The 24012-nt window shown below is 69.7% G+C and carries 20 protein-coding genes; 5 read left to right on the top strand and 15 right to left on the bottom strand.

Translation table 11 applies throughout. From position 1 onward, the window contains the following. Window positions 1–389 precede the first annotated feature (389 nt). Both MKL20_RS26250 and MKL20_RS26245 read left to right on the top strand, forming a co-directional pair. Window positions 390–605, top strand: coding sequence for a hypothetical protein (locus MKL20_RS26250; RefSeq protein WP_007569315.1), 216 nt, complete (start codon window positions 390–392; stop codon window positions 603–605). 259 nt (window positions 606–864) lie between these two features. Further along, window positions 865–1164 (top strand): CCDC90 family protein, encoded by a 300-nt coding sequence (locus MKL20_RS26245; RefSeq protein WP_244039119.1) that lies wholly within the window; start codon window positions 865–867, stop codon window positions 1162–1164. A gap of 75 nt (window positions 1165–1239) precedes the next feature. On the opposite strand, the gene MKL20_RS26240 is transcribed toward MKL20_RS26245, so the two are convergent. Then, a complete protein-coding gene (locus MKL20_RS26240; RefSeq protein ID WP_244039118.1) occupies window positions 1240–4677 on the bottom strand; it encodes an SbcC/MukB-like Walker B domain-containing protein in 3438 nt (1145 codons plus the stop codon). 173 nt (window positions 4678–4850) lie between these two features. On the opposite strand from MKL20_RS26240, the gene MKL20_RS26235 reads away from it, so the two are divergent. Next, the gene (locus MKL20_RS26235) at window positions 4851–6527 is read left to right on the top strand and encodes a methyl-accepting chemotaxis protein (RefSeq protein ID WP_244039117.1); all 1677 of its coding nucleotides are present in this window, start codon (window positions 4851–4853) and stop codon (window positions 6525–6527) included. 115 nt (window positions 6528–6642) lie between these two features. On the opposite strand, the gene MKL20_RS26230 is transcribed toward MKL20_RS26235, so the two are convergent. From MKL20_RS26230 to MKL20_RS26185, 10 genes are all read right to left on the bottom strand, one after another. Then, window positions 6643–7269, bottom strand: coding sequence for a DUF4194 domain-containing protein (locus tag MKL20_RS26230; protein ID WP_244039116.1), 627 nt, complete (start codon window positions 7267–7269; stop codon window positions 6643–6645). Continuing rightward, complete coding sequence (locus tag MKL20_RS26225; RefSeq protein WP_244039115.1) at window positions 7262–8632, bottom strand: Wadjet anti-phage system protein JetA family protein; 1371 nt, start codon at window positions 8630–8632, stop codon at window positions 7262–7264. Before MKL20_RS26225 ends, MKL20_RS26230 begins: the two co-directional genes overlap by 8 nt. Window positions 8633–8668: 36 nt before the next feature. Beyond that, window positions 8669–9085: an FKBP-type peptidyl-prolyl cis-trans isomerase gene (locus MKL20_RS26220; RefSeq protein ID WP_092043916.1), complete on the bottom strand. Its 417-nt coding sequence runs from the start codon at window positions 9083–9085 to the stop codon at window positions 8669–8671. A 96-nt stretch (window positions 9086–9181) separates the two neighbouring features. Then, the gene (locus MKL20_RS26215; RefSeq protein ID WP_244039114.1) at window positions 9182–11281 is read right to left on the bottom strand and encodes a methyl-accepting chemotaxis protein; all 2100 of its coding nucleotides are present in this window, start codon (window positions 11279–11281) and stop codon (window positions 9182–9184) included. 547 nt (window positions 11282–11828) lie between these two features. Next, window positions 11829–13043 carry a carbohydrate porin gene (locus MKL20_RS26210; protein WP_244039113.1) on the bottom strand — a complete coding sequence of 405 codons (1215 nt, stop codon included), beginning with the start codon at window positions 13041–13043 and terminating at the stop codon, window positions 11829–11831. Between the two features lie 631 nt (window positions 13044–13674). After that, window positions 13675–14943, bottom strand: coding sequence for a bifunctional phosphopantothenoylcysteine decarboxylase/phosphopantothenate--cysteine ligase CoaBC (gene coaBC, locus MKL20_RS26205; protein ID WP_244039112.1), 1269 nt, complete (start codon window positions 14941–14943; stop codon window positions 13675–13677). A gap of 50 nt (window positions 14944–14993) precedes the next feature. Further along, window positions 14994–15713: a di-trans,poly-cis-decaprenylcistransferase gene (locus tag MKL20_RS26200; RefSeq protein WP_243971187.1), complete on the bottom strand. Its 720-nt coding sequence runs from the start codon at window positions 15711–15713 to the stop codon at window positions 14994–14996. 77 nt (window positions 15714–15790) lie between these two features. Next, the gene (locus MKL20_RS26195) at window positions 15791–16180 is read right to left on the bottom strand and encodes a transcriptional regulator (RefSeq protein ID WP_244039111.1); all 390 of its coding nucleotides are present in this window, start codon (window positions 16178–16180) and stop codon (window positions 15791–15793) included. Continuing rightward, window positions 16167–16784 carry a hypothetical protein gene (locus MKL20_RS26190; protein WP_244039110.1) on the bottom strand — a complete coding sequence of 206 codons (618 nt, stop codon included), beginning with the start codon at window positions 16782–16784 and terminating at the stop codon, window positions 16167–16169. The genes MKL20_RS26195 and MKL20_RS26190 overlap by 14 nt, the downstream gene beginning before the upstream one ends. A 158-nt stretch (window positions 16785–16942) precedes the next feature. Further along, complete coding sequence (locus MKL20_RS26185; RefSeq protein WP_243971181.1) at window positions 16943–17428, bottom strand: VOC family protein; 486 nt, start codon at window positions 17426–17428, stop codon at window positions 16943–16945. 82 nt (window positions 17429–17510) lie between these two features. Between MKL20_RS26185 and uvrB the strand changes: the two genes are divergently transcribed. Next, window positions 17511–20252, top strand: coding sequence for an excinuclease ABC subunit UvrB (gene uvrB, locus MKL20_RS26180; protein ID WP_244039109.1), 2742 nt, complete (start codon window positions 17511–17513; stop codon window positions 20250–20252). A 449-nt stretch (window positions 20253–20701) separates the two neighbouring features. Here the strand turns inward: uvrB and MKL20_RS26175 are convergent, their stop codons facing one another. The 3 genes from MKL20_RS26175 to MKL20_RS26165 form a co-directional block, all read right to left on the bottom strand. Beyond that, on the bottom strand, window positions 20702–20920 hold the full coding sequence (locus MKL20_RS26175; RefSeq protein ID WP_243971177.1) for a hypothetical protein: 219 nt from the start codon (window positions 20918–20920) through the stop codon (window positions 20702–20704). Window positions 20921–21027: 107 nt separating this feature from the next. Continuing rightward, window positions 21028–21921, bottom strand: coding sequence for a sigma-70 family RNA polymerase sigma factor (locus MKL20_RS26170; RefSeq protein ID WP_244039108.1), 894 nt, complete (start codon window positions 21919–21921; stop codon window positions 21028–21030). Continuing rightward, window positions 21918–22508, bottom strand: a complete 591-nt coding sequence (locus MKL20_RS26165) for a flavodoxin family protein (protein ID WP_409568206.1) — start codon at window positions 22506–22508, stop codon at window positions 21918–21920. Before MKL20_RS26165 ends, MKL20_RS26170 begins: the two co-directional genes overlap by 4 nt. A gap of 225 nt (window positions 22509–22733) precedes the next feature. Between MKL20_RS26165 and MKL20_RS26160 the strand changes: the two genes are divergently transcribed. Then, window positions 22734–23267, top strand: coding sequence for an ankyrin repeat domain-containing protein (locus MKL20_RS26160; RefSeq protein WP_244039106.1), 534 nt, complete (start codon window positions 22734–22736; stop codon window positions 23265–23267). 379 nt (window positions 23268–23646) lie between these two features. Here MKL20_RS26160 and MKL20_RS26155 read toward each other — a convergent pair whose 3' ends face one another. After that, the gene (locus tag MKL20_RS26155) at window positions 23647–23946 is read right to left on the bottom strand and encodes a hypothetical protein (RefSeq protein WP_243971169.1); all 300 of its coding nucleotides are present in this window, start codon (window positions 23944–23946) and stop codon (window positions 23647–23649) included. Window positions 23947–24012 lie beyond the last annotated feature (66 nt).

Genomic DNA, 24012 nt, shown 5'->3' with positions numbered 1-24012 from the left:
GGGGCCCGGACGCGGGCGCGGGCCTTAAGTGCGCGTTCAGGATCAGGGCGTCAACACAGACGGAGCGCCGTCGCCGACTGGCCCCAGACGTGTTCTGGCGCACGTCGGAGACTGGCGCACTTGGCTAACGGAATGGTCATCAATCGATGGCCACAATTCTCGCAAGTTCAGGGCGGATCAGTCACGGCCGGTTTGAGCATGGAACACGGTACTGCGTCTTATCCTACGTACTAGGACTCAATGCTGGTGCCTGAGATGCCCAAATTGATCGCAAAGCTGCCGCAGAGATGCTTGCATTGACGCTCAGCCTTTCAGTTCCCGCAGCAGGCCGGCTGGCCCGGGCTGCGGGACTCTGAACGGTCCCAAACGGTTCGGAAGGACACGACATCATGGAAACCGAAGCTCTGGAACGCCCGGCCGATCTCACGATCTGGCGCACGGCCCCGGCGAGCACCCCGCTCGCGCAGCCCGAGCGGTACGGCACCCTGCGCGAGGCGATCGCCGCCGCCGCCGGTGCCCTGACCGATCCGGCCAAGCAGCCCTGGATCATCACCGAGGAGGGCGAGATCCTCTCCCCGAACTGGATCCGTACCTACCTGAACTGAGCGGTTTCAGCGGATTCTGAAGTGGCGTTGCGCGAAGAGGATCGACCTGCGGGGGTCCTCGCAGCGCAGAGCCCCGCCGATCGGCGGCGCCGTGACGAATTGCCGAACGGTCGTGCCACGCGCATCGCATGACGGCGATGCGGTCGACCGAGGTGCCAAGGTCACGTCGCCCGTGCGCCAAGGCCGTTCCTATGCTAGACGAAAGGGGCCTGAAGCTGCGCTTTGGGCAAGCCTCGTCTTGAGAGCGCGAGCCGCGTCCGTGACCGCCGTTGCCTTCGACACCTTGCGGTTCGTCCGCACGCTCCGCGACAAGGCCAAGATGTCCTCGGAGCAGGCCGAGGGTCTAGCCGACGCCATCGCCGAGGCGATCCAGAACGATCTGGCGACCAAGACCGACATCGCCGCGGTCCGGACGGACATCGAGGCGATGCGGCTCGCCAACAGGGCCGACCTCGCCGACACGAAGGCCGAGATCATCAAGTGGATGATCGGCACGATTGGGTTCCAGGCGCTCGTGATCGTCGGCGGCATCGTAGCCCTGGCGCGGGGACTGCACTGAGCGAACCCGTTCGCATCTTCGGAACAGCGGGGATACCGGGGATCGCGGCCCGCCTCGTCCGGCTGCCCCGCCGGCTCACTCCGCCGCGTCGGAGCGGCGGAAGCCCTCGATCCCGATCTGGTCCGGGTTGATCGCGTGCAGCGCCCGCCGGGCCGCCTCGAGGGGGTGCTCGGCCTCGATCCGCACCGACGTCAGATCCGGGCTCTTGTAGACGGTGACGATGGTGTCCATCACCTCGGTCAACGTCGTGCGCTTGTCCTCGGGAGCGGCGATCAGCAGCTGCAGCCCCCAGGCGCGGTAGAGATCGACCAGCGCCTGGCTGTTGCGCACGTCGAGCTTCGAGAACGCCTCGTCGAGCAGGCAGAGACCCAGCCCCGGATTCTCATCGCCGGGCCGGTCGCCCGGATAATAGGCGCTGGCGAGCGAGGCTGCGATCGCCACGTAGAACGGCGCCTGCGCCTCGCCGCCGGAGCCGCGCAGCGCCCGTGCCGACATCGTCGTGCGGTTGCCGGCCGCGTCCTTCATGCCGATCTCGTAGACGAAGTAGTTGCGGTAATCGGCGAGCCGGGCCGCATCCTCCTGACCGGCGATCAGGGCCGTGATCTCTTCGAGCGCCGCCGCCATCGGCCCCTCGGTCTCGCCCGCCAGCAGCGCCTGCGCGGCCTCCGGCGAGCGGGCGGTCTCGGTGGCGAGCGCGTGAACGGCGGCGTAGCGGCGGTCCACCGCCGCCTCGAACGCGTAGGTCTGGCCGGTGAAGCTGCGCGCCGAGAGCCGCTCGTTCAGGGCGGCGAGCCGGGCATGGACCCGCTCGAACCGGTCGGCCAGGCGGGTCAGCAGGTCCTCGGTCATGAGGCGGCGCATCTCGACCTCGGCCCGCTCGGCCTGGGCGCGGTAGCGGCGCAGCTCGTGGCTCTCGACGGCCTCGTATTCCTTGCGGACCCAGGCGTAGCCGTCGATCGCCGGGGCGTCGCCGGCGTTCAGCGGGTTCTCCACCCGCCAAGCCGAGCAGGCCTCGGTCAGCTCGCGCTCGGCGACACGGCCGTGGGAGCGCGCCGCCTCGGCGGCTTCCCGGGCGAGCCCGCGCTCGGTAGTGGCCCGCGTGCCGGCGGCCTTGGCGTCGAGGCCCGTGAGCGCGTGCCGCGCCTCGGCGATCACCGCGACGCTGAACGGCTCGGAGCGGGCGAGGCGCACCCGCGCCGCGTCGCCACCCATGAGCTGCCGCAGGGCCGAGCGCCTGGCCGAGAGCGCAGCCCGGGCCGCCTCGCGCACGGTCCCGAGCCGCGCCCGCAACGCGGCCTCGTCGGCGAGCAGGCGGTCGAGCTTCGGCTCCAGCTCTTCCGACAATTCCCGCAGGTAACCCATCCGCTCGGTGGTCAGCGCGGCGATCTCGGCGGTCAAGCCGGCATTGTCGCGTTTCTCGATGCCCTCGCGCTCGGTCTGGAGGGTGCGCCGCCGTCCTTCGAGCCCGTCGAGTTCGCCCCGCAGGGCGTCGATATCGTCGAGGCCGCGCGCGATGCGGGCACGGACCGCCGCGGCGGTGCGGGCCGCCTCGCGCAGGACGGCGGCCTCGCCGCGCAGCCGGCGGGCCTCGGCGACCGCGGCCTCGTGCGCCCGGCGGCTGTCGACCGTGGGGCCGCGATGGCCGCGGGTCATCAGCAGATCGACGTTGCGGGTGACCGAATAGGCCATGCCGGCGGTGGTCCGGCCGCTCGGCGCCACGGCGCGGGACAGGCGGGCCAGCTCGGCATCGTCCCGAGCGAGGTCGTAGCCCCCGAGCCGCACCCCCAAAAACGCCTCGGCGTGCGGGTCGCTGGTCTCGATCACGGTGAGCGGCCCGTCATCGTAGCGGCGCGGGCGCTGCTTGGCGGTGTCGGTGGTCTTGACCAGGATGCAGCGGTGGAACCGGTCGCGGCCCGACTGGAGAACGCCGAGCGCCTCGCTCAGCCGGTCGGGGGAAACCACCAGGGCTTCGCGGGCGCGGCCGAGCAGGCCTTCCAGCGCCGGACCCCAGGTCGGATCGACGATCTCGGCCAATTCGCAGATCGGCAGCGCGTCGATGCCGCGCCGCTCCAGCTCGCCGCGGAACGCCACCGTGTCGGAGGACAGGCGCGCCGCCGGGCCGGCTCCGGTGCGCGGCGCGGTGCGCTCGGCCTCGCTCTCCTGGGCGCGGGCCTTGAGCGCCGCATCCTCGGCGGCTCGCTCCAGGGCCTCGTCGAACTCCGGCAGGCGTGCCAGCCCGTCGATCAGCTCGGCCAGGGGACCGTCGGGCCGCAGGATTTCTTCAGGGGAGGATTCCCGGCGCAGGCCCGCCCGGGCGCAGGATTCGGCGAGCCGCGCCGCCGGCGGGCAGGCCTGACGCAGGATCGGGGCGACCGGCTGGAGCTTGCCCATCTGGCCGACGAGGCCGACGAGGTCGGAAATCCGCGCGACCAGCTCTTTCCGGTCGCGCTCCAGCATCGACAGGCCCAGCGTCGAGGCCGCCAGTCGCCCTTCCGCGGCGCTGCCGGCGAGCAGGGCCTTCTTCTCGGCGATCTCGCCGTCGATCTCGCGCACATGCCCGCGGCTCGCCGCGACCCGCTCCCGGGCGATCCGCAGGATGTCGGCACCCTCATTGAGGCGCAGCCGGACCGCGGTGAGGTCGAGGCTGCGGCGGCGCAGCTCGGCGCAGGCGGCGCGGAATTCGTGGTTGGCGGCGGCCAGCACCGCCTCGCTCCAGGCGTCGTAGCGGTCGCGCAGGCGGCGCAGGCGGGTGAGCCGGCTCTCCAGCTCGCCGATCGTCTCCAGCAGCCGGCGCCAATTGGCGATGGAGAGCCGCACCCGCTCCACATCCAGCGGTTCCGGATCGAGCACGAAGGCGCGCACGAAGGCGCTGGTGTCGAAGATCGGCTTGAACGCCACCGCGTTGGCGAAGCTGCGCAGGAAGTGCCGGGGCTCGGGGGAGGGCGCGCCCTCCCGCAGGGTCGCCAGGATGTCCGCGGTGAAGCGCTCGCCGGAGGTGCGGTACTCGGTGAAGCTCGCCGCCCGGGCGCGCAGATCCGCGGCGATCTCGCTCCACGGCGCCGTGAAGCTGCCCCCCGGGGCGGTGCGGGCGTAATCGGCGATCTCGAACCGGTGCCCGACCGCGATGAAGCGCGACAGCACGGTCTCGCGCGGCTCCACGGCCCGGGCGGCGAGCGCCAGCCCGACCGTGACGGTGCGGCCGGAGGCCGGGTTCTCGAACACCAGGGCCAGCACGGTCTCGCAGGATTCCCGCGTCGGCCGGCCGCCCTCGGCCGGGTCGCTGATCCAGCCGAGGCAATAGTCGCGCACCGTGCGGGCGCTGCGCCCGGAGGCCGAGGCGTTCAGCGCCAGCCGGCTGGCATTGTTGCCGGCCAGCACCGTGCCGACCCCGTCGAAGATCGTGGACTTGCCGGCCCCCGTCGGCCCGACCAGGGCGGCAGCGCCCCGCAGGCGGATCTGCTCCCGCCGGATCAGGTACCAGTTCGAGATGGCGATATCGGTGAGGACGTACACGATGTCGGAAGGCCGGGCCGCTGCAGGAAAACGCGCGGCCCAGTTGGCCGGGTTCGGCCGCGCATGCAAGCTTCGGCCTTCGCAGCGCTGCGTTGTCACCGCGACCAAGATTCACGACTTGTCAGACAATTTCGCACCTGTATCGTCCCCGCCCGGGGGGATTGATAAAAACCATGCGCGCCAGCCTGAAGCTCAAATTGAGCGGCCTATTCGCTTTGCTCCTCCTGGCCGCAGCGCTTCAGGGGGGATTCGCGATCCATAAGATGGTCGCCCTCGACCGGCAGCTCGAAGCGCTGCTCGACCACGCGGTCCTCTCGATGAACGAGGCGCAGGCCATCGAGGCTCTGGTGATCCGGACGCGGCTCGCCCAGGTCCGCTTCGTCACCGCGACGGCCGAGACCGAGCGGCAGCTCACCGTGAAGGAGGTCGACGGGCTGATCCGGGAGCGGAACGCCAAGGTCGAAGCCTACCGGGCGCTGATCGCCTCGCCCGACGAGAAGGCGCGGTTCGACGACCTGCTCGCCAAGCTCAAGGTGCAGCACTACGACTGGGAGCGCCTGCGCGGCTTCACCCTCGACCAGCGCGAACCGGCAATGGCGTATTTCCGCGGCAGCATGAACGGCCATTACGTCGCCGCCGCCGGGGCCGCGCACGCGCTCGCCGAGATGAACATCAAGGCCGGCGACGAGGCCGGACGGAGCGCGCGTCAGAGCCAGGCGGAGGCGGTCCGCTCGACCGTGATCATGCTCGGCGTCACGCTGCTGCTCGCGCTGGGCGCGACTCTGTACAGCTTCGTGGGCGTGTCGCGGCCGATCACCGTCATGACCCAGGCCATGCGCCGCCTCGCCGACGGCGACACGCAGGCAGAGATCCCCTATGCGGCCAGGCGGGACGAGATTGGCGCCATGTCGGCCACCGTGGCGGTGTTCAAGCAGAACCTGCTGCATACCCGCGCCCTCGAGGCCGAGGCTATCCGGGCTCGCGCCGAAGCCGAGACCCAGCGCCGGGCGGCGACGCGGACGCTCGCCGACCGGTTCGAGGGCGCCGTCGGCGGCATCGTCGGCTCGGTCACTGCGGCGGCGACCCGGTTGCAAGTAACGGCTGAAAGCCTGAGCGCGACGGCGACGCAGACAGCCGGCCAGTCGACCAGTGCGGCCGCGGCAGCCGAGCAGGCCTCCACCAACGTGACCACCGTGGCGGTGGCAGCCGAGGAGCTGGGTTCGACCGTGGACGAGATCGGGCGGCAGGTCGGATCCTCGGCGGATCTGGCCCAGACCGCCGTCCGCGAGGCGGCCGCGACCGTGCAGCTGGTCCAGGCGCTGAGCGCCGGAGCGAACCGGGTCGGCGAGGTCGTCTCCCTGATCGCGTCGATCGCCGACCAGACCAACCTGCTGGCGCTGAACGCCACCATCGAGGCGGCGCGGGCCGGGGAGGCGGGGCGCGGCTTCGCGGTGGTCGCCACCGAGGTCAAGGCGCTGGCCGCCCAGACCGCCCGGGCGACCGCCGAGATTTCAGCGCAGATCGCCCAGATCCAGGGCTCCACCGGCGAGGCGGTGCGCGCGATCGACGGCATCGCGTCCCGCATCCGCGAGATCAGCGGCATGGCGACCGCGATCGCCGCCGCGGTGGAAGAGCAGGGCGCCGCGACCCAGGAGATCGTCCGCAACGTCACCCAGGCCGCCACCGGCACCGAGGCGGTGACCGCCAACGTCACCGGCGTGGCCGGCGCCGCCGAGGCTACCGGGAACGCGGCAGGCCAGGTGCTGGATTCGGCCTCCGAGATGGCGCGGCAAGCGGCGCAGCTCGGCGAGGAGGTGGAGCACTTTCTGGCGACGGTGCGGGCGGCTTGAGGTGCCGCGCCGTCATTGCGAGCGCAGCGAAGCAACCCAAGGCGGCGCGCGGTCCCCGAGGGTGGCGCTTTTCTGGGTTGCTTCGCTGCGCTCGCAATGACGGAAAGGGCTGGTTTCAGAGTTCCCCGGCTTCCGACCACGCCCGCAGGCGCTCCAGCCAGGCGTCGGAGGCCAGCACCGCCAAGCCCGGCAGCAGCGACAGCGGCGTCACCCGCTCGACCCGGTCGCGCTCGCCCATCCGGAGGCCGCCGCGGCGGGCGTAGAGGCGCAGGATGTCGGCGAGGCGGCCCTCCTCGGGCGGATCGTTGCGCGCCACCGCGCGGATCTTTTCCACGATCTCGTCGGTGGTGCACTCGACGATCCCGTCCGTGCCGGCGCGGTTGTCGCGCAGGCCTTCCTCGTAGAGCAGCCGGAGCGCCAGCAGCACCAGGGTCTCGTCCTTGCGCAGGCGCTCGGAGGCGATGTCGTGCCGAGGCGCGTCCGCGGCCGGGCTCAGCGACACCATCTGGTCGCGATGCGAGACCGTGAGCGCATAGCCGAGGCAGGCGAAATAGTCGGTGAAGAACGGCGCGTAGTGCCGGGCGAGCTCGTAGGAGCGGCCGATGCCGGGCGTGTCGGCGTAGATCACCTGCCCCTTGAGCATCACCTGGAGGGCGCGGCACAGCTCCTCGGCGTCGGGCGCGCGGGCGCCGGGCGGCGGCGGCTCGTCGCCGTCGATGATCGCGCGAAATCCCTCAAGCACCGACGCGACGCTCCAGCAAAAAATCCGGGCAGTCCAGCCAGCCATTGGCGAGCCGCTCGGGCAGCCGGACCACGGCGTAGCGGTCGCGCAGCCGCGCATCGAACAGCACGTCGATCTCGCGCAGGCGCTGGAACACCACGAAGTCGTCCACCCCCTCGATCCTGATCTGCGAGCCGCGCAGCGACACGGCCTTACCGAGCCGCGCTTCGACGAAGGCGGTCATGGTCTCCGGCGTCACGGTTGTCCGTCGGCGGAACTCGGCTTTGGCGGCCGCGAAGGCATCGACCGCGGGGTCGTCATCGACATCCGGCAGCGGCTCGACATCGATGGCGCTGCGGCGGGCGCGGGGCGTCTGCAGGTGGGCCTGTCCGATCGGCGGCCGCAGCAGCGACACCACCGGCGGCACGTCGGGCGCCACCTCGGCGGCGCCGACGGCCCGCAGCATCGCGGCCGTGCGCTCGATCCCGGTCGGGTCCGGCCGGTCCATGGCGTGGAGCGCGGCGCCGATCCGCCGCTCCAGGCGCGCCACGACGGCGTCGACCGCGTCGAGATGGTTGTCGAGCCCCTCGAACACCGAGAGGATCTGGGCGAGATCCGCCCGGACCGCCCGCTGGGCGGTGTCGAGATCGGGGCTTCGGCCCTCGCGGATCAGGCCCTCGGCCAGGGCCCGCACCGTGAGGGCGTCGCGCAGGGCCCGGCCGGCCTCCCGGACCACGCTGGCGCGGAACCGGAACGGGTTGAAGCGGGTGTGCAGCGTCCGGTAGTCGCTGATCAGGTGGCGCTCGACAAAATCCTCGAAGAACAGCCGGAAGGTCTTGGCCCGGTCGGGCTCGCGCAGGATCCGCTCCTCGACCTTGCGCATGCCGGCAGCGAGGCCACGCACATGCGCCAGGAAGGCGGCGGACGCTCGGGCGGCGTTGGACAGCGCCTCGGACCGGCTGCCCGGATCGGACACGGCGCTCTCCAGGCCGCCCAGCACCTCCAGCACCGCGCCGCCATAGGAGCGGGTCTCACCGCGCTCCAGGCGCGACAGCTCTTCGAGGAGGAGACGCGCCTCCGGGTCGAACTCGACCACCGGCACGTAGCGCTCGCGGCGCTCGATCAGCCAGCCGGTCTCGAGGAGGCGGCGGTAGAGCGCGTTGCGGCGCTCGGCCGGATCGGCGGAGATCGGCTCGTCGCCCAAAATCTCCGGATCGCTCCAGCCGGCGGCGAAATCGCCGATCTCGGCCAGCAATTCGGCCTTGCGCACCGGCTCGGCCCCGAGGACGCGCCGGTGCAGGTGCAGCAGCAGGGCCGCGTTGAAGCCCCGGCTCGGGGAGGCCAGGGGCTTGAACAGCTCGTCGGGCAGCTGCGCGAACAGCATTCTTTTGGGACTTTCGCTGTCGCGCAGCCGAAAACCTTACTTCGCGCCGAGGAGTTCGACGTCGAAGATCAGCGTGGCGTTCGGCGGGATCACGCCGCCGGCGCCGCGGGCGCCGTAACCGAGCTCCGGCGGGATGATCAGGGTGCGCTTGCCCCCGGTCTTCATCGTGGCGACGCCGAGATCCCAGCCCTGGATCACCTGGCCGGCGCCGAGCGGGAAGCTGAAGGGCTGGTTGCGATCCCGCGAGGAATCGAACTTCTTGCCCTTCTTGCCGCCCTCATCGAGCCAGCCCGTGTACTGCACGGTGACCTGCTGGCCGGCCTTCGGCTCCGGCCCGGTGCCCACGACCTCGTCCTGATACTTCAGGCCCGAGGGCAGGGTGACGATCTCGGCATTCGCGGCTGCTGTCATGGCGATCAACGCGGCTCCGGCAATGAGGGACAGGCGAGGCATGGTTTCTCCCTGGAGCCGGCGCCGTCCGCGCCGGCCGTCGGGGGGCCTTCTATCGACTTGGGTCCGTCCAGGCCAGGGAGGCGGGCGATCGACGGCTCAGGCCGCCCGCACCGTGTCGAGGAACCGCGCCACCTCGGCGGTGAGGGTCTCCGACTGGCGGGACAGTTCCGTCGCCGCGCTCAGGACCTGGCTCGCCGCCTTGCCGGTCTCGTCGGCGGCATTGGCGACGCCGGCGATGTTGCCGGTGACCTCGCCGGTGCCGGCTGCCGCCTGCCCGACATTGCGGACGATCTCTTGCGTCGCCGCGCCCTGCTCCTCGACCGCCGCCGCGATGGTCGTGGCGACGCCGCTGATCTCCTGGATGCGGGCGGTGATCGAGCCGATCGCCGTCACCGCGCCGCCGGTGGAGGCCTGGATCCGGGCGATCTGGCCGGAAATCTCCTCCGTCGCCTTGGCGGTCTGTTCGGCGAGCGCCTTCACCTCGGAGGCGACGACGGCGAAACCGCGGCCGGCATCGCCGGCCCGGGCCGCCTCGATGGTCGCGTTCAGGGCCAGCAGGTTGGTCTGGCCGGCGATGGAGGAAATCAGCCCGACCACGTCGCCGATCCGGCCGACGGCGCTGCTCAGCTCCTGCACCAGACTCGCAGTCTGCCCGGCCTCGGCGGCCGCGCCGAGGGCGAGCTTGGCCGAGCCGTCGACCTGCCGGCCGATCTCCTGGACCGACGAGCCGAGTTCTTCGGCGGCGGCCGCGACCGTGTTGACGTTGCTGGCGGCCTGCTCGGCGGCAGCGGCCACGGTGGTGGACTGGCTCGCCGTCTGCGTGGCGGTGGCGGTCATGGTCTGGGCGGTGGCCTGCAACTCGGTGGCCGAGGCCGAGACCATGCCGATGATGCCGCCGATCGCGGTCTCGAAGCTTTCGGCCATCTGGCGCATGCCGGCCTTGCGCTGCGCCTCGGCGGCCGCGCGCGCCTGCGCGGTCTCCGCTTCCAGGGCGCGGGTGCGGATCAGGTTGTCCTTGAACACCTGAACCGTCCGCGCCATCGCGCCGATCTCGTTGCCCCAGTCGCGCAGGGGGACCGCCACCGATGCGTCGCCGTCCGCCAGAGCCTGCATGGTGCCGGTCATGGTCCGGATCGGCCGGAGCACGTAGCGGACCAGGGCGTAGAGGCCGAGCACGACGAGCAGCGTGGAACCCAGGAGAGCCGCGACGTTGCGGATCAGGCCGCTGCGCGCCTCCTGGGCCAGGTTTTCGGCGCGGGCGATCATCTCGTCGAGGGCGGCATAGGCGAGATCGACGATGGTGGCCTGTTCCGGCGTGTCGAGCTTGCGCGCTTCCTGGAGCGTGATCTTCGGCGGCTCGTGCTGGGCCAGCGCGGTCGAGACAGCCAAGCGCCGGGCCAGCGGCGCGCCCTCGAAATTGTTGGCCCGCGCCTTCTCGAACGCCGCGCGAACCTTGTCCGAGAGGTCGTTCGTATTATCCATCGCCGCCTTCCAGGTGGCGTCGAGACGGCCGCGCTCCTCGGCGGCGGCCACCGTCTCGGCCGGAGACCAGGGCGTGCCGGCCGACAGGGAGGTCTGGATCCGCAGGGCGACGGCACCGACCGACATGCGGGTGGCCCAGGCCGCCCGCTTGAGGGCGAGGTCGCGCTCCAGGATCGTGTCGGAGCGTGGGATCGCGGCATCGACCGCATCCGTCGTCGCCGTCAGGGTGTCGAGCATGGCAAGGAACGCTGCCTGCGCCTCCGGGGTGACCGACCCGTCCCGCTGGGCCTTGGACACCTTCAGGGCCGCATCGACCCGGGGCCGGAGCCGTTCGACGCGCTCGCGTGCCGCCTGAAGCGGGCCGAGCGTCGCCTTGACGGCGGCTAAGTCCAGATCGCCCACCAGAGCCGTCGCCTCGGCGATGCCGGCCACCGCCCGCTGCCGTTCCGCGTAGAGCGAGGACAGCGTCTCCGCATCCATAGGCTGGTCGGCGGCGAGGAACTGCAGGGTGGCGCCGCGCTCCAGCCGCGTCGCGTACAGGGTCTGGAGCAGCGCCCGGCTCGCCCGCACCAGGGAGATGCCGGCCTCCGATTGAACCGCCTGCTGTCGTGCACCGATGAGCGCATTCGATGCATAGATGAAGATGATCAGGCCCAAGACGAAGAATACCAGGCCCATCATCGTTCGGATCGAAATATTCTGCAGGCGGATCATCGCACAGCTCCAGCGACCTGATGATCGCGTTGTAATGTCTTATATGACCGCATTTGTCGATCAATTTTGCGTTAGTTACGCCCGATTCAGACTTATTCCGCGCAGCAAATTTTCCCAATACTCGGATTATTGCCGTAACTATTTTACATCGGTCCAAAAACTTTGCCGGCTTTGTTTAGAAAAAGACCTCTTTAATCTCAATTTTACGATTTCAATCGATATTGATATTGATTTCATCGCGAAGGAAGGCATCTCATGCCAGTGCCGAACCGGAGGCGGGCGACGCGAACCGGAGACGCGTCGCGTTTTCCTGTGCTGGGTCGCGTGTCGCATTCCGCTTCCGGTCCAGGCGCTCGGGAAAGGGGCGGCGCGGAATCGGCAACACCCTGTTCAACCGTTCTTTTTGAAACGGCGAAATCGCGCGCCGCTCCGGGATGCGGCAGCGCGCCCTCAAAGACATCGGCGCGGATCTCGGATCCGCGACGATGCACCGAGCCCTCGAACGTGCAGTGTCCCGAAAGCCGGCAAAGACCCTCGGGGTGCCGCGTCAGAAAGTGATCAGCGAGGTCAGGCCGAACACCACCACGTCGGGCTTCTGTTCTGGCGTCGCCCGCCGGGTGATGTACTGGATGTTCGGCCGCACGACGATGTTGTCGGTCACGGCGATGCTGTAGAACGCTTCCAGATAGCGGTCCTGCGCCGGGAGTCGCCGGTTGGTCCGGTTGACGAGGTTGCGCAGCTCCAAGGCCTCGACCGCTCGCGGATTCGGGGTCGTCTGGCCGGCGCCCAACCCGATCCAATCGTTCGGGCGCTCCGCGCACCAGCCCTTGTAGACGAACCCGCCCGTCACCGCGGCGGAATACACGGAGGTCTCCCGATCGATGGTGACCGCCCGGACGAAGGCCGAGATGTTACGCGCGGTATTGGCGGGATCCGGGCGGTAGACCTCTTGGACGCCGACGAAATAAAAGCCCTCGCGGCCGCCGCGGTGCAGCGGCTGCCCCCTGTACAGGGCCAGGGGGAGGCGCCGGTCGTTCAGGTAGACGTCGTTACCGCCGCCGGTCTCATACCAGCCGCCGATCTTGTAGCTGCCGGCATAGCTCGAGCCGCCGATCTTCGGGAACCAGCCCGCCTCGGACATGATGATCGCGCCGGTCCCCTTGCTGAAATTGAAGCTGAAGCCGTCGACGAGGTTGTCCGGATTGACTTGGTAGGCCCCGACCTGGACGTAGGCGGTGTCCGCCGTACCGACGCGCAGGCGCGTCGCCCACTGGCTGACCGGGAAGTTGTAGAGGTAGTAGCCGGCGAGCTTGCCAGTCGGGGCGCCACACAGCACGTTCAACTGGAACTCGCAGGCGAAGCCGGCAAAGTCGTCGCCGGACGGCATGCGGCCGATCTTCAGATCGACCCAGGGGCCAAATTTCTGGTCGTACCAGAACTGGCTCAACCGCCAGATCCGGCCGCGGCCGAAGATCTCCTCGACACTCGACTGCGTGCCGAGATGCGCGTCGGAAGTCAGGTCACGGCCGTGCCGGTGGCTGAGCGTGACCACGCCCGAGCCGCCCTCCAGACCGAACATCTTCTCGAAATCGAACAGGCCCTTGGCGGTGAATTGGGCGGCCCCACGCGCCAGCGTGCGATCCCCGCCGGCCGCGTTCGTAGCGCCCTCGTAGACGTAACCAAGATTGAGCAGGATGCCGTGCTCCCAGAGCGTGTCGCGGACGCCGCCGAGATTCCCGAGCAGGCCGAATTTCGGGCTCACGGTCCGTGGATCCACCGAGCCGACGGCGGGACGCGTGTTCGGCGCCGGCGTCGACGGCCGATCGAGCGGCAACCGTTGCGGCGCATTCGGATCCGGTATGATCGTTGATTCTTCCGTGTCTTGAGGCGCCGAAGGTTGTGCCTGCGCAAGTCCGATAAATGAACCCGCACCGATGACCAGCAACGCAACTGCACATCTCGAAAGAAATCTAGATTTCATGATCCATAACGCCCTCAGCCGACGGTTTTTCGTTCGGCGCCATGGGCTTACAGCATCGTAAAACCGCAGATTGCAAGCTTACACAGGCGATTGATCTTCAATAAATCGGAAATTATAATTCGCCAATCAGATCTTATTTGAACCGAACAGTGAATAAAACCCAAAGATGAGCAGTTTTTAATACGATTTCTGCGCTCAATACCGAAACACTTGGAACCGATAGAGAGACGAGGAGATCTTTCTCGTACGGCAATGCGCACGGTAACCGCATTCATGGCGATTACCGCCCGCCCTATCCCGGTCGGCAGCCGGCTTCGCACATTGCGAACAGCATCGCGACGGCCGAGGCTTCGCCGCAACACCCACGGTGGAATCCACTCGGATCGGTCCGTTTTGCGTGTGCGAAGCCGGCTCAGCGTCCCAACACGCCGGCCAGATGCGTGACCAGCCGGCGGGCAACCTCGTCCTTGCCGAGGCGCGGCCAGGTCTCCAGCGTGCCGTCGCGGTGGATCAGGTGGACCGTGTTGTCGGTGCCGCCCATGACGCCGCCCGCGACCGAGACGTCGTTGGCGACGATCAGGTCGCAGCCCTTGCGGGCGATCTTGGCCCGGGCGTGGTCCAGAACCGTGTCGGTCTCGGCGGCGAAGCCGACCACCAGGGGCGGGCGCCCAACCTCCATCCGCGACACGGTGGCGAGGATGTCGGGATTCTCCACGAGGGTCAGCGGCGCCGGGCCGCTGCCGTCCTTCTTGATCTTCTTCGAGCCGGCCTCGGTTTCCGGACGCCAATCAGCGACGGCGGCCGCGAAGATCGCGATCTCGGCGGGCAGGGCCGCCTCGACGGCGGCGAGCATCTCCCGGGCGGTCTCGACCCGCACCACGGTGACGCCCGCGGGGTCCGGGATCGAGACCGGCCCGGAGATCAACGTCACGGCGGCACCGGCCGCGGCGGCGGCGGCCGCGATGGCGTGGCCCTGGCGGCCGGAGGAGCGGTTGGCGAGGTAGCGCACCGGGTCGATCGGCTCATGGGTCGGCCCGGAGGTCACCACGACCCGCCTTCCGGCGAGGGGGCGGGCGGGCGGGCTCTGGCGGCCCGACAGGAAGCCGAGGCCGGGAGCCCCGGCACCGGCCTCGGTTAGCATCCGCTCAACGGCATCGGCGATCTCGTTGGGCTCGGCCATGCGGCCGGGACCGGTTTCCGCCTCGGCCATCTTGCCGGCATTGGGCCCGACGAGGCGCACGCCGTCGGCCTCCAGGGTGGCGCGGTTGCGCCGGGTCGCCGGATGCGCCCACATCTGCACGTTCATGGCCGGGGCGATCAGGATCGGCAGGGTGGTGGCCAGCAGGATCGTGGTGGCGAGGTCGGCGGCGTGGCCCCCGGCCATGCGGGCCATCAGGTTGGCGGTGGCCGGTGCCACCACGACGGCATCCGCCTGCCGGGCCAGCTTGATATGGCCGATATCGGCCTCTTCGGCCCGGTCGAACAGGTCGGTATGGGCCCGCTCACCGGCGAGCGCCGCGGCGGCGAGCGGCGTCACAAATTCCTGCGCGCCCGCGGTCAGGACCGGGCAGACGCTGGCGCCGCGTTCGCGCAGGCGCCGGATCAGGTCGAGGGCCTTGTAGGCCGCGATGCCGCCGCCGATGACGAGCAGGACGCGGCGGCTGGCGAGAGTCTCGGTCATGGTGGAAGCCTCTGCCTGAGGCGGCGCGCCCGTCAAGCGGGCGCGTGCGTTCAGGCCGCCGCCGGGACCGCCGTCTTCAGGCCGCCGAAGCGGCGGTCCCGGCGGGCGAACTCGGCCACCGCCGCGGCGAGATCGTCCGGGCCGAAATCGGGCCACATCCGGTCGGTGAAGTGGAGTTCGGCATAGGCCGCCTCCCAGAGCAGGAAATCCGAGAGCCGCTGCTCGCCGCCGGTGCGGATCACGAGATCGACGTCCACCGGCGAGCCGTGCATCTGTCCGGCGACCAGCGCGCCAAAACTCTCGCGGGTGGCGTCGGCGCCCTGGAGGGCCTGCGCCGCCGCGATGATCGCGTCCCGGGCGGAATAATCGACGCAGATGCGCAGGTGCAGGCGGCGGCCCGCGGCGGTGGCCTCCTCGGCGGCGGCGATCGCCTCCGGGATGCCCCGGGGCAGGCGGTCGCGCCGGCCGACGACGCTGAGCCGGGTGCCGGTGCGGGCGAGCCGCTGGGTCTCGTTGCGCAGGTAGGAGCGCAGCAGCCGCATCAGGCCGCCGACCTCGTCCTCCGGCCGCTGCCAGTTGTCGGCCGAGAAGGCGTAGAGCGTGAGCGTGCCGATGCCGAGATCCGGGCAGGCCTCGGCGGTGCGCCGGATCGCCTCGACGCCGCGATGATGGCCGGCGAGCCGCGGCAGGCCGCGCTGCGTCGCCCAGCGCCCGTTGCCGTCCATGATGATCGCGGCGTGCAGCCCCCCCGGCCCCGCTTCGCTTTGCATCGTAAAGTCTCCCGGCATGGGCGTAGCGTTGAGGTTTATGCGGTTTGCGTTGACAATCTCTGCGCGATTCGGCGGTCTCAGGCCGGTTTCGTGGCCGGATCGAGGCCGCGCACCCCGCCCTCGGGACTTCGCTCCGCCGCCGAGGCCGCGTCGCGCACCACCTGCTCGAGCACCCCGAGATAGCCGATGAAACGCCTGCGCCCGGTCGGCGTCATGCGGCAGATTGTCTGTGTGCGGTTGAAGGCGAAGCCCTTCTCGAGGCTCACCAGCTCGGCCTCACTGAGAACGGTCAAGTGCCGGCTCAGGTTGCCGTCGGTCAGCCCGCACAGGCGTTTGAGGTCCGGGAACGGCAGGCCCTTGGGATGCGCCACCAGGGAGGTGAGCACGCTCAGGCGTGCCCGCTCGTGGATGATCCGGTCGAGCCCCTCGTAGGAGAAGCGTCCGTCGTCGCGGTCAGAGGTCATCATCGAAGGCCCGGGCGCCGCGATGGATGATGCCGGCCAGCCAGCTCTGGCCGACCAGGAAGGGGAGCCCCATGGCCCAGGGCGACAGGGCGTGGCTCTCGGCCGAGATGGCGAGCACGGCGAGGCCGCTGAGCAGATACCAGGCGCCGACCCCCTGGACCGCCCGGGGCAGGATCCGCGCCGAGGCGAACAGACCGAGGCCGACCAGTACCTGCCAGAGGCCGGGCAGCATCCAGATCTCGGCCGGGGCGAAGCGGGCGATGACCAGGGCGAGGCAGGCCCCGGTGCCGGCGGCCGGCAAAAACACCTCGATGGCGTTCCAGACCATGGCGTCGGCGAGGCCGGAATGAAGCCGGCGGCTGCGCCGCACCGCCTCGACGCCGATCAGCGCGAAGGCCACCAGGGCGGCAGCGATCCAGAGGCCGAAGAACAGGACCGGCCGGGCGGCCGGATCGCCGAGCCAGAGGGCCTGGCCGATCGCGCAGGCCAGTGCCAGGCCGCCCGTGCCGGCGACGGTGGCCGCGCCCAAGCCGCGGAACGCCGTGTCGCGGGCGATCTGCGAACGGATCGCCACGATGTCGGCCAAGGCCTTGTCCAGATCCTGCATGAGCTTCAGCCCCCGCGCTGCATCATGCTTTGCACTGCAAAGTACCGGCGGGCCTCGGCCGCCGCAAGCCAATTCGCCGGGTGATGATGGCAAATTTTCTCAGCATCGGCCCGGTTGGTCCAGGCCAATGCACGGCGAATTCTACCTACACGTTGAAATTACCCATCTTCGCGGCGGAGATTGTCCAGATCGAGCCGCACTGTGACCATCCGCAGGGCGCCGTCCGGGTCGCGGGGCCATTCCGCCTCCGGGCGGTCCCGGTACAGCTCGACGCCGTTCCCGTCCGGATCGCGCAGGTACAGGGCTTCGCTGACGCCGTGGTCGCTGGCGCCGTCCAGGGGGATGCCGGCGGCCTCGACCCGGCGCAGGGCATCGGCCAGGGCGGCCCGATTCGGGTAGAGCAGGGCGAGATGGTACAGTCCGGTGGTGCCCGGGGCCGGCGGTGATCCGCCGAGGCTCTCCCAGGTGTTGAGCCCGATATGGTGGTGGTAGCCGCCGGCCGCGACGAAGGCGGCGCGCTCACCGTAGCGCTGGGTCAGGCCGAGGCCGAGGACACCGCAATAGAAGCCGAGCGCCCGGTCCAGGTCGGCGACCTTGAGATGCACGTGCCCGATGCGGGTCTCGGGATGGATCGGTTCGCTCATCGATGAGGCTCTCCCGTAGATGCCGAAAAACTCCGCGCCGCATAGGGTTTCTCGCGGCGTGTGCGCGGCCCATATTGATCCCATGCCTGCTCCGAAGAAACCGCGCGCCGCGTCCGTCTCGGCCACCTCCGCCAAGGCGTCGAAGCCCGAGCTGAAGCCGCTCGATACCTATCTGGCCGCGTTGCTGAACCCGGCGCTGAACCGCAACCGGCCGCCGCCGATCGCGCCGGAGCCGGAGAAGCCGCGCCCGGGCAAACCCAAGGGGCGCCCCGCCAAGGAGCCGATCAGCAAGGCCGCCACCCGCCGCGCCGAGATCGCCCGCGACGGTTTCGCCGAGGCGCCCCAGGCCGGCTACGCGCTCGGCGACGCGGCCGAGGTCGATCCGCGCCTCGCCCAAGCCCTCGGGCTGATTCCGCCCGAGGACGGGCCTGTGCCCGAGGGCGCCGAGCTGCCGGATCCGGCGGGCGACGGCGGCGCCTCCGCGACCGTGACGGCGCTGGAGCGGCTGCTCATTGAGGGTAACCCGCTGTTCAAGGACGGCCAAACCTGGGTGCCGCACCGGCCGGACCGGCCGCAGAAATCCGAGGGCGGCCTCCGGTTCACCCTGAAATCCGACTTCGAGCCGGCCGGCGACCAGCCCACCGCCATCGCCGAACTGGTCGGCGGCATCAGCGCGCTGGAGCGTGACCAAGTCCTGCTCGGGGTCACCGGCTCGGGCAAGACCTTCACGATGGCCAAGATCATCGAGCAGACCCAGCGCCCGGCGCTGATCCTCGCCCCGAACAAGACCCTGGCGGCGCAGCTCTACGGCGAGTTCAAGTCGTTCTTTCCCGACAACGCGGTCGAGTATTTCGTTTCGTATTACGACTACTATCAGCCGGAGGCCTACGTCCCGCGCTCGGACACGTTCATCGAGAAGGAATCGTCGATCAACGAGCAGATCGACCGGATGCGCCACTCCGCCACCCGCGCCCTGCTGGAGCGGGACGACGTGATCATCGTGGCCTCGGTGTCGTGCATCTACGGCATCGGCTCGGTCGAGACCTACACGGCGATGTCGTTCACCGTGAGCCTCGGCGAGAAGATCGAGCAGCGCCAGCTCGTGGCCGACCTCGTGGCCCTCCAGTACAAGCGGATCCAGGCGGATTTCGCCCGCGGCACCTTCCGGGTGCGCGGCGATTCGATCGAGCTGTGGCCGGCCCACTTGGAGGATCGCGGCTGGCGAATCGGCATGTTCGGCGACGAGATCGAGTCGATCGTCGAGTTCGACCCGCTCACCGGCAAGAAGATCGCCGAGCTGAAGTTCGTGAAGGTCTACGCCAATTCCCACTACGTCACGCCGCGGCCGACGCTGCAGCAGGCGATCAAGGGCATCAAGAATGAGCTGAATGGCCGGATCGAGGAGCTGACCAAGATGGGCCGGCTGATCGAGGCCCAGCGCATCGACCAGCGCTGCACCTTCGACATCGAGATGATCGAGGCCACCGGCGCCTGCAACGGCATCGAGAACTATTCGCGCTACCTCACCGGCCGCCGGCCCGGCGAGCCGCCCCCGACCCTGTTCGAGTACCTGCCCGACAACGCCCTGGTCTTCACCGACGAGAGCCACGTCACCGTGCCCCAGATCGGCGGCATGTACCGGGGCGATTTTCGTCGCAAGGCGACCTTGGCCGAGTACGGCTTCCGCCTGCCGTCCTGCCTGGACAACCGGCCGCTGCGGTTCGAGGAATGGGACGCGATGCGGCCCCAGACGGTCCACGTCTCGGCCACCCCCGGCAAGTGGGAGATGGAGCGCACCGGCGGCGTCTTCGCCGAGCAGGTGATCCGCCCCACCGGCCTGGTCGATCCGGTGATCGAGATCCGCCCGGCGCGCGCGCAGGTCGACGACCTGCTGGGCGAGGTCAAGGCGGTCGCCCTGGCCGGCTACCGGACGCTGGTGACCACGCTGACCAAGCGCATGGCCGAGGACCTCACCGAGTACCTGCACGAGAACGGCGTGCGGGTGCGCTACATGCACTCCGACATCGACACCCTGGAGCGCATCGAGATTATTCGCGATCTGCGGCTCGGCGCCTTCGACGTGCTGATCGGCATCAACCTTCTCCGGGAAGGTCTCGACATCCCGGAATGCGCCCTGGTGGCGATCCTCGACGCCGACAAGGAGGGCTTCCTGCGCTCCGAGACCTCCCTGGTCCAGACCATCGGACGGGCGGCCCGGAACGCCGACGCGCGCTGCATCCTGTACGCCGATTCCATCACCGGCTCGATGGAGCGGGCGATGGCCGAGACCGAGCGGCGGCGGACCAAGCAGCTCGCCTACAACGAGGAGCACGGCATCACGCCCCAGAGCGTGAAGCGCGGGATCAGCGACATCCTCAACAGCGTCTACGAGCGCGACCACGTCCAGGTCGATACCGGCCTGGCCAAGGACGCGATCACGGTGGGCCACAATCTCAAGGCGGTGCTGGCCGACCTGGAGAAGCGGATGCGCGCGGCCGCCGCGGATCTCGACTTCGAGGAGGCGGCGCGCCTGCGCGACGAGCTCAAGCGGCTCCAGGCCACGGAGCTGCTGGTCTCGGACGATCCCATGGCCCGGCAGGGGGACGTGGAGCGCGAGGCCGGCAAGTACGGCCGCAAGGCCCCCCGGGGCACGGGCTCTACCCGCATCTCGAAGCCCGACCTCGACAATATGGGCCCGGGCACCGACCGGGAGATGCCGGCGAACGCCGTGCCGTGGCAGGAGCGGCCCAAGCCGCGCTCGACCCAGGGCCTCGGCGGCCAGAAGCCGAAATACAAGGGCGGGGGCGGGCGGAAGCGGGGGTGACCGCTTCGGTCAGGCCCTATGGGCTACACCGATTTTGGTTGTCGCAGCGATGATGCCGTGGGCGCAGAAGGCGCTGGTCCCCTCTTCCGCTCGGGTTAGCGGATTCACACATCGCTGCCGGATGTGAGCCAAGGCAACCCCAAGCGCGTCTCCCTCCCCCCTCTGCGGGGGAGGGTGGCCCCTGCGTCAGCGGGGGTCGGGAGAGGGGAGCCCGGCTTCCGGATGAAGCAGAGCGGGCATGAAGGCCGCAGCCATATTATGCACCGTCGCTCCCCTCTCCCGACCCCCTCCGGGGGCCACCCTCCCCCGCAGAGGGGGGAGGGAGAGCCGCGGTGTCTCCGGCGTATCCTGCTGGCCGCGATGGGTGAATCTGCTAGCCCGCACGAGGGAGGGGGCGCGTTGAGCCCTGCAAAAGCACCTGCGCCTCAAACCCGTGCAGCCCGCAGACTTTAGGCGGCCCGGTCGTCCCGGCCGGCGAAGCGGCTTGCCACCGCCTCGCCCTCGTCGACCAGCGCCTCGGCGATCCGGAGGGCGAGGGCGTTGCAGGCCTCGTCATAGGCATGCGGATCCGCCTGGACGGCAGCGCGGGTGACCGCACCGACCCGGTCTCGGACGATCTCGCGGGCGACGCGCAGCGCGTCGGCGAAGGGCTCATAGGGGCGCGGCATGGTCGTCGCTCCGGCGGCATCGGGCCGTCACGGCCCGCGTGGCGGCTGCAACGGCCGTCCGGCAGAAAGCGTTCCCGCCAGCCGGCCGGATCGACCTGCTTGGAACCTTACGCGCTCCCAGGCACCCAATTGCGAGAAACCCGCCGCGTCTTGTCCGGATTGCGCACCACGTAGATGGCGACGACCTTGCCCTCCTGAACGTGCAGGGCCGTCGTCTGCACGATGCTGGGCGCCTCGACGGTGACGAAGCCCGGCAACCCGTCGATGACGGCGTAGCGCACGAGCCGGGACGGAGTCTGGATGAAGTCGCGGGCCATGGCCGCGTGGCGCACGAGCACCGCGTGCTGCCCGACGAGCGGCTGCGGCGATGCGGGAACCTTGCCGCCGCCATCGGCCGTGGCGACCACATCGTCGGCCAGGAGGGCGCGCAGCGCGGCCATGTCGCCGCTGCGCGAGGCGGCGAAGAACGCGGCGGCGATCTTCAAACCGTCCTCCCGAGGCACGGCAAAGCGCGGCCGGGTCTCCCGGAGATGCACGCGAGCACGGCTGGTGAGCTTACGGCACGCCGCTTCTTCCCGCCCGATCGCCTCGGCCACATCCGGGAACGCCATGCCGAACACGTCGTGCAGGAGGAAGGCCGCCCGCTCCAGCGGCGACAGGCGTTCCAGCGCGATCATCAGCGGCAGGGTGATGTCGTCGAGATCGTCCGGCTCGTCGGGATCGATGATCGGCTCGGGCAGCCACGGCCCGAGATAGGTTTCCCGCCGATGGCGGGCCGATTTGAGCTGGTTGAGACAGAGGCGCGTGACCACAACCCGCAGGAACGCGGCCGGCTCCCGCACCGCCGCCCGATCGGCGGCCAGCCAGCGTGCATAGGCGTCCTGAACCACGTCTTCCGCGTCGGCCATCGATCCGAGCATGCGGTAGGCGAGCCGGATCAGGCCCGGACGCGACGCCTGGAAGCCTGTTGCGGGGGCCGCCCCGTTGGACGACGCGCTCACAGACTCAGCGCCTCCCGGCCGCGCACGAACTGCCGCGTGATCTGCGCGACGCGCCGGCCGAGATGGCGCGCGGTCGCGAGGTCGGCCTCCGGCGGCGCGCGGTCGGGACCCTCGTCCGTATTCGATTGTGCCGCCGCGCCGAGCCAGCAGCCGAGCCGGTTCAGATCCTGCTCCGACCCCGTGGTCGAACAATTCGCGGGCGGGAGGTCGAGGCTGACCCAATGCATGCCATGTTGTGCCGCGAACAGGGCCATCTGGATGAGGGTGGCGAGCTTGTCGCCGGCCATCGCGCCGGAATTGGTGAACCCGGCGGCGATCTTGTCCTTCCACAGATAGCCCTTGGCCATCACGAGGTTCGAGGTCGATTCCTGGAACGTTTTGAACGCCGCGGACGCCCCTGCCACGTAGGTCGGCGCGCCGAAGACGATCGCCGGGGCGGCCTCGAGGACGGCCCAGGACCGCTCCACTTCCGCGACGGGCACAAGCAGGGCGTCGGCGCCGTCGACCAGCCGCACACCCTCCGCCACGGCTTCGGCCTGGCGACCGGTATGGCCGTAGCCGGTGTGAAACACGATGGCGATGCGCATCGGTTCGGGCTCCGTCGCCCGGTCCTCACGAAGCGCCTGCACGATGTTGTCGACCATGATCCCCCCTGTCGGTCCAGTCCCGGACGACATGACAAGGAAGCCCGGCCCGGTGTGACATCGGTTTGTGTCCCGCACCGACAATCTCCGAGACAGCGCTCCGCGCCGTGCTGGACAGGGCCGGCTTGCCGTCCCAGATCTGCACGTGGTTGCAGCAGGCGAGTGACGATGAACCCCGAGACGAACACGCCCCCGGTCCTCGACGACGAGACCCTGGCCTTTGCCGGCCGGGTCTTCCAGTACGCCCGGATGGGCCATGCCGAGGAGCTGGCCGAGCTGTTCGGCCAGGGCCTTCCGGCGAACCTGCGCAACGACAAGGGCGACAGCCTGCTGATGCTCGCCGCCTATAACGGCCAGGCGGAGACGACCCGGGCGATCCTGGAGGCCGGCGGCGACCCGGAACTCGCCAACGACCGCGGCCAGACCCCGCTGGCCGGCGCCGCCTTCAAGAACGACCTCGCCGTCGCCCGGCTGCTGCTCCAGCACGGCGCTGCGGTGGACGGCACCGGGGGGGGCACCCGCACGGCCCTGATGACCGCGGCGATGTTCGACCGCACCGAGATGGTGTCGCTGCTCCTCGAGCACGGCGCCGACCCGGATTTTCGCGATGCCGCCGGCCAGAGCGCCGCCGACATGGCCCGGGCCATGGGCGCCCAGGCGACCCCTGGCCAGCTCGACGCGGCGGCGCGGAAGGCGGGGTGAGGGGTCAGGGGTCAGAGAGTTTCGGCCGGGGTTGCAGGAGACGACGCCCTTAGGACGATCGCGATGTCTCGGTTTTCTTCTTCGTTTGATTAGGCGACGGCAACAAGACCAATTACCCTGTCATTCCGGGACCGCGCAGCGGAGCCCGGAATCCAGAAACACCGACATTTCAAGATCTTGCGCCGTCGGCGGCTCTGGATTCCGGGCTCGCCTCCGGCGCCCCGGAATGACGAGGTGGATGCTAGAATTCCAGGCCCCTTAAGAGGCCTTGCAAGAACGATGTTTTCAGCAATCTTCATCACGCGCTTGAGATCCGACTGCCGCGGCTTGCCGGGATTCGCCCGCGCCAACCGCTGAGCAGTCCCAAGAAGCTCTCGGCTCACCGCCGGCCGCGCGGCTCGGGCGTGGCTTCCGGTACCTTGTGCCTTATGTAGGCGAAGCGCGGCTCCTTCAGTTCGAACAGCTTGTCGTTGAGCTTCGTGAGCGTCTTGGATGCCACCTTGAAATCGGGCTCGGCTTCGGAAGCCCGATAATGGACGTTGACGAGGATGAGGGGATCCCCATCGGCGTCCTCGGAATCGATGACCTCGACCTCGCTGACACCGAAGCGGCCGAGTTCCTGCCGAACGACGGCTTCGATCGCGGCCTGAAGCGCCGGGGAGATTTCGGTGCCGATCATGTCCGTGCCCTACCGCGCCTGAGGACGATCTACGTTCGAAGCAGACATCGGGCCGAAGATGAACTC

It is taken from the genome of Methylobacterium sp. E-066, assembly GCF_022829635.1.
Taxonomy (GTDB): domain Bacteria; phylum Pseudomonadota; class Alphaproteobacteria; order Rhizobiales; family Beijerinckiaceae; genus Methylobacterium.
Note: the sequence above shows the minus strand (reverse complement) of the source record. Positions and strands in the feature narration are given on the sequence as shown.

Excerpts from the sequence above, each read along its gene's own strand:
- coaBC (WP_244039112.1), bottom strand. The coding sequence starts at position 14,943 with ATGACCGAGACTCTCGCCAGCCGCCGCGTCCTGCTCGTCATCGGCGGC.
- MKL20_RS26190 (WP_244039110.1), bottom strand. The coding sequence starts at position 16,784 with ATGCAGGATCTGGACAAGGCCTTGGCCGACATCGTGGCGATCCGTTCG.
- MKL20_RS26175 (WP_243971177.1), bottom strand. The coding sequence starts at position 20,920 with ATGCCGCGCCCCTATGAGCCCTTCGCCGACGCGCTGCGCGTCGCCCGC.
- MKL20_RS26235 (WP_244039117.1), top strand. The coding sequence starts at position 4,851 with ATGCGCGCCAGCCTGAAGCTCAAATTGAGCGGCCTATTCGCTTTGCTC.
- MKL20_RS26250 (WP_007569315.1), top strand. The coding sequence starts at position 390 with ATGGAAACCGAAGCTCTGGAACGCCCGGCCGATCTCACGATCTGGCGC.
- MKL20_RS26225 (WP_244039115.1), bottom strand. The coding sequence starts at position 8,632 with ATGCTGTTCGCGCAGCTGCCCGACGAGCTGTTCAAGCCCCTGGCCTCC.
- uvrB (WP_244039109.1), top strand. The coding sequence starts at position 17,511 with ATGCCTGCTCCGAAGAAACCGCGCGCCGCGTCCGTCTCGGCCACCTCC.
- MKL20_RS26185 (WP_243971181.1), bottom strand. The coding sequence starts at position 17,428 with ATGAGCGAACCGATCCATCCCGAGACCCGCATCGGGCACGTGCATCTC.
- MKL20_RS26195 (WP_244039111.1), bottom strand. The coding sequence starts at position 16,180 with ATGATGACCTCTGACCGCGACGACGGACGCTTCTCCTACGAGGGGCTC.
- MKL20_RS26155 (WP_243971169.1), bottom strand. The coding sequence starts at position 23,946 with ATGATCGGCACCGAAATCTCCCCGGCGCTTCAGGCCGCGATCGAAGCC.
- MKL20_RS26220 (WP_092043916.1), bottom strand. The coding sequence starts at position 9,085 with ATGCCTCGCCTGTCCCTCATTGCCGGAGCCGCGTTGATCGCCATGACA.
- MKL20_RS26165 (WP_409568206.1), bottom strand. The coding sequence starts at position 22,508 with ATGCGCATCGCCATCGTGTTTCACACCGGCTACGGCCATACCGGTCGC.
- MKL20_RS26160 (WP_244039106.1), top strand. The coding sequence starts at position 22,734 with ATGAACCCCGAGACGAACACGCCCCCGGTCCTCGACGACGAGACCCTG.
- MKL20_RS26200 (WP_243971187.1), bottom strand. The coding sequence starts at position 15,713 with ATGCAAAGCGAAGCGGGGCCGGGGGGGCTGCACGCCGCGATCATCATG.
- MKL20_RS26215 (WP_244039114.1), bottom strand. The coding sequence starts at position 11,281 with ATGATCCGCCTGCAGAATATTTCGATCCGAACGATGATGGGCCTGGTA.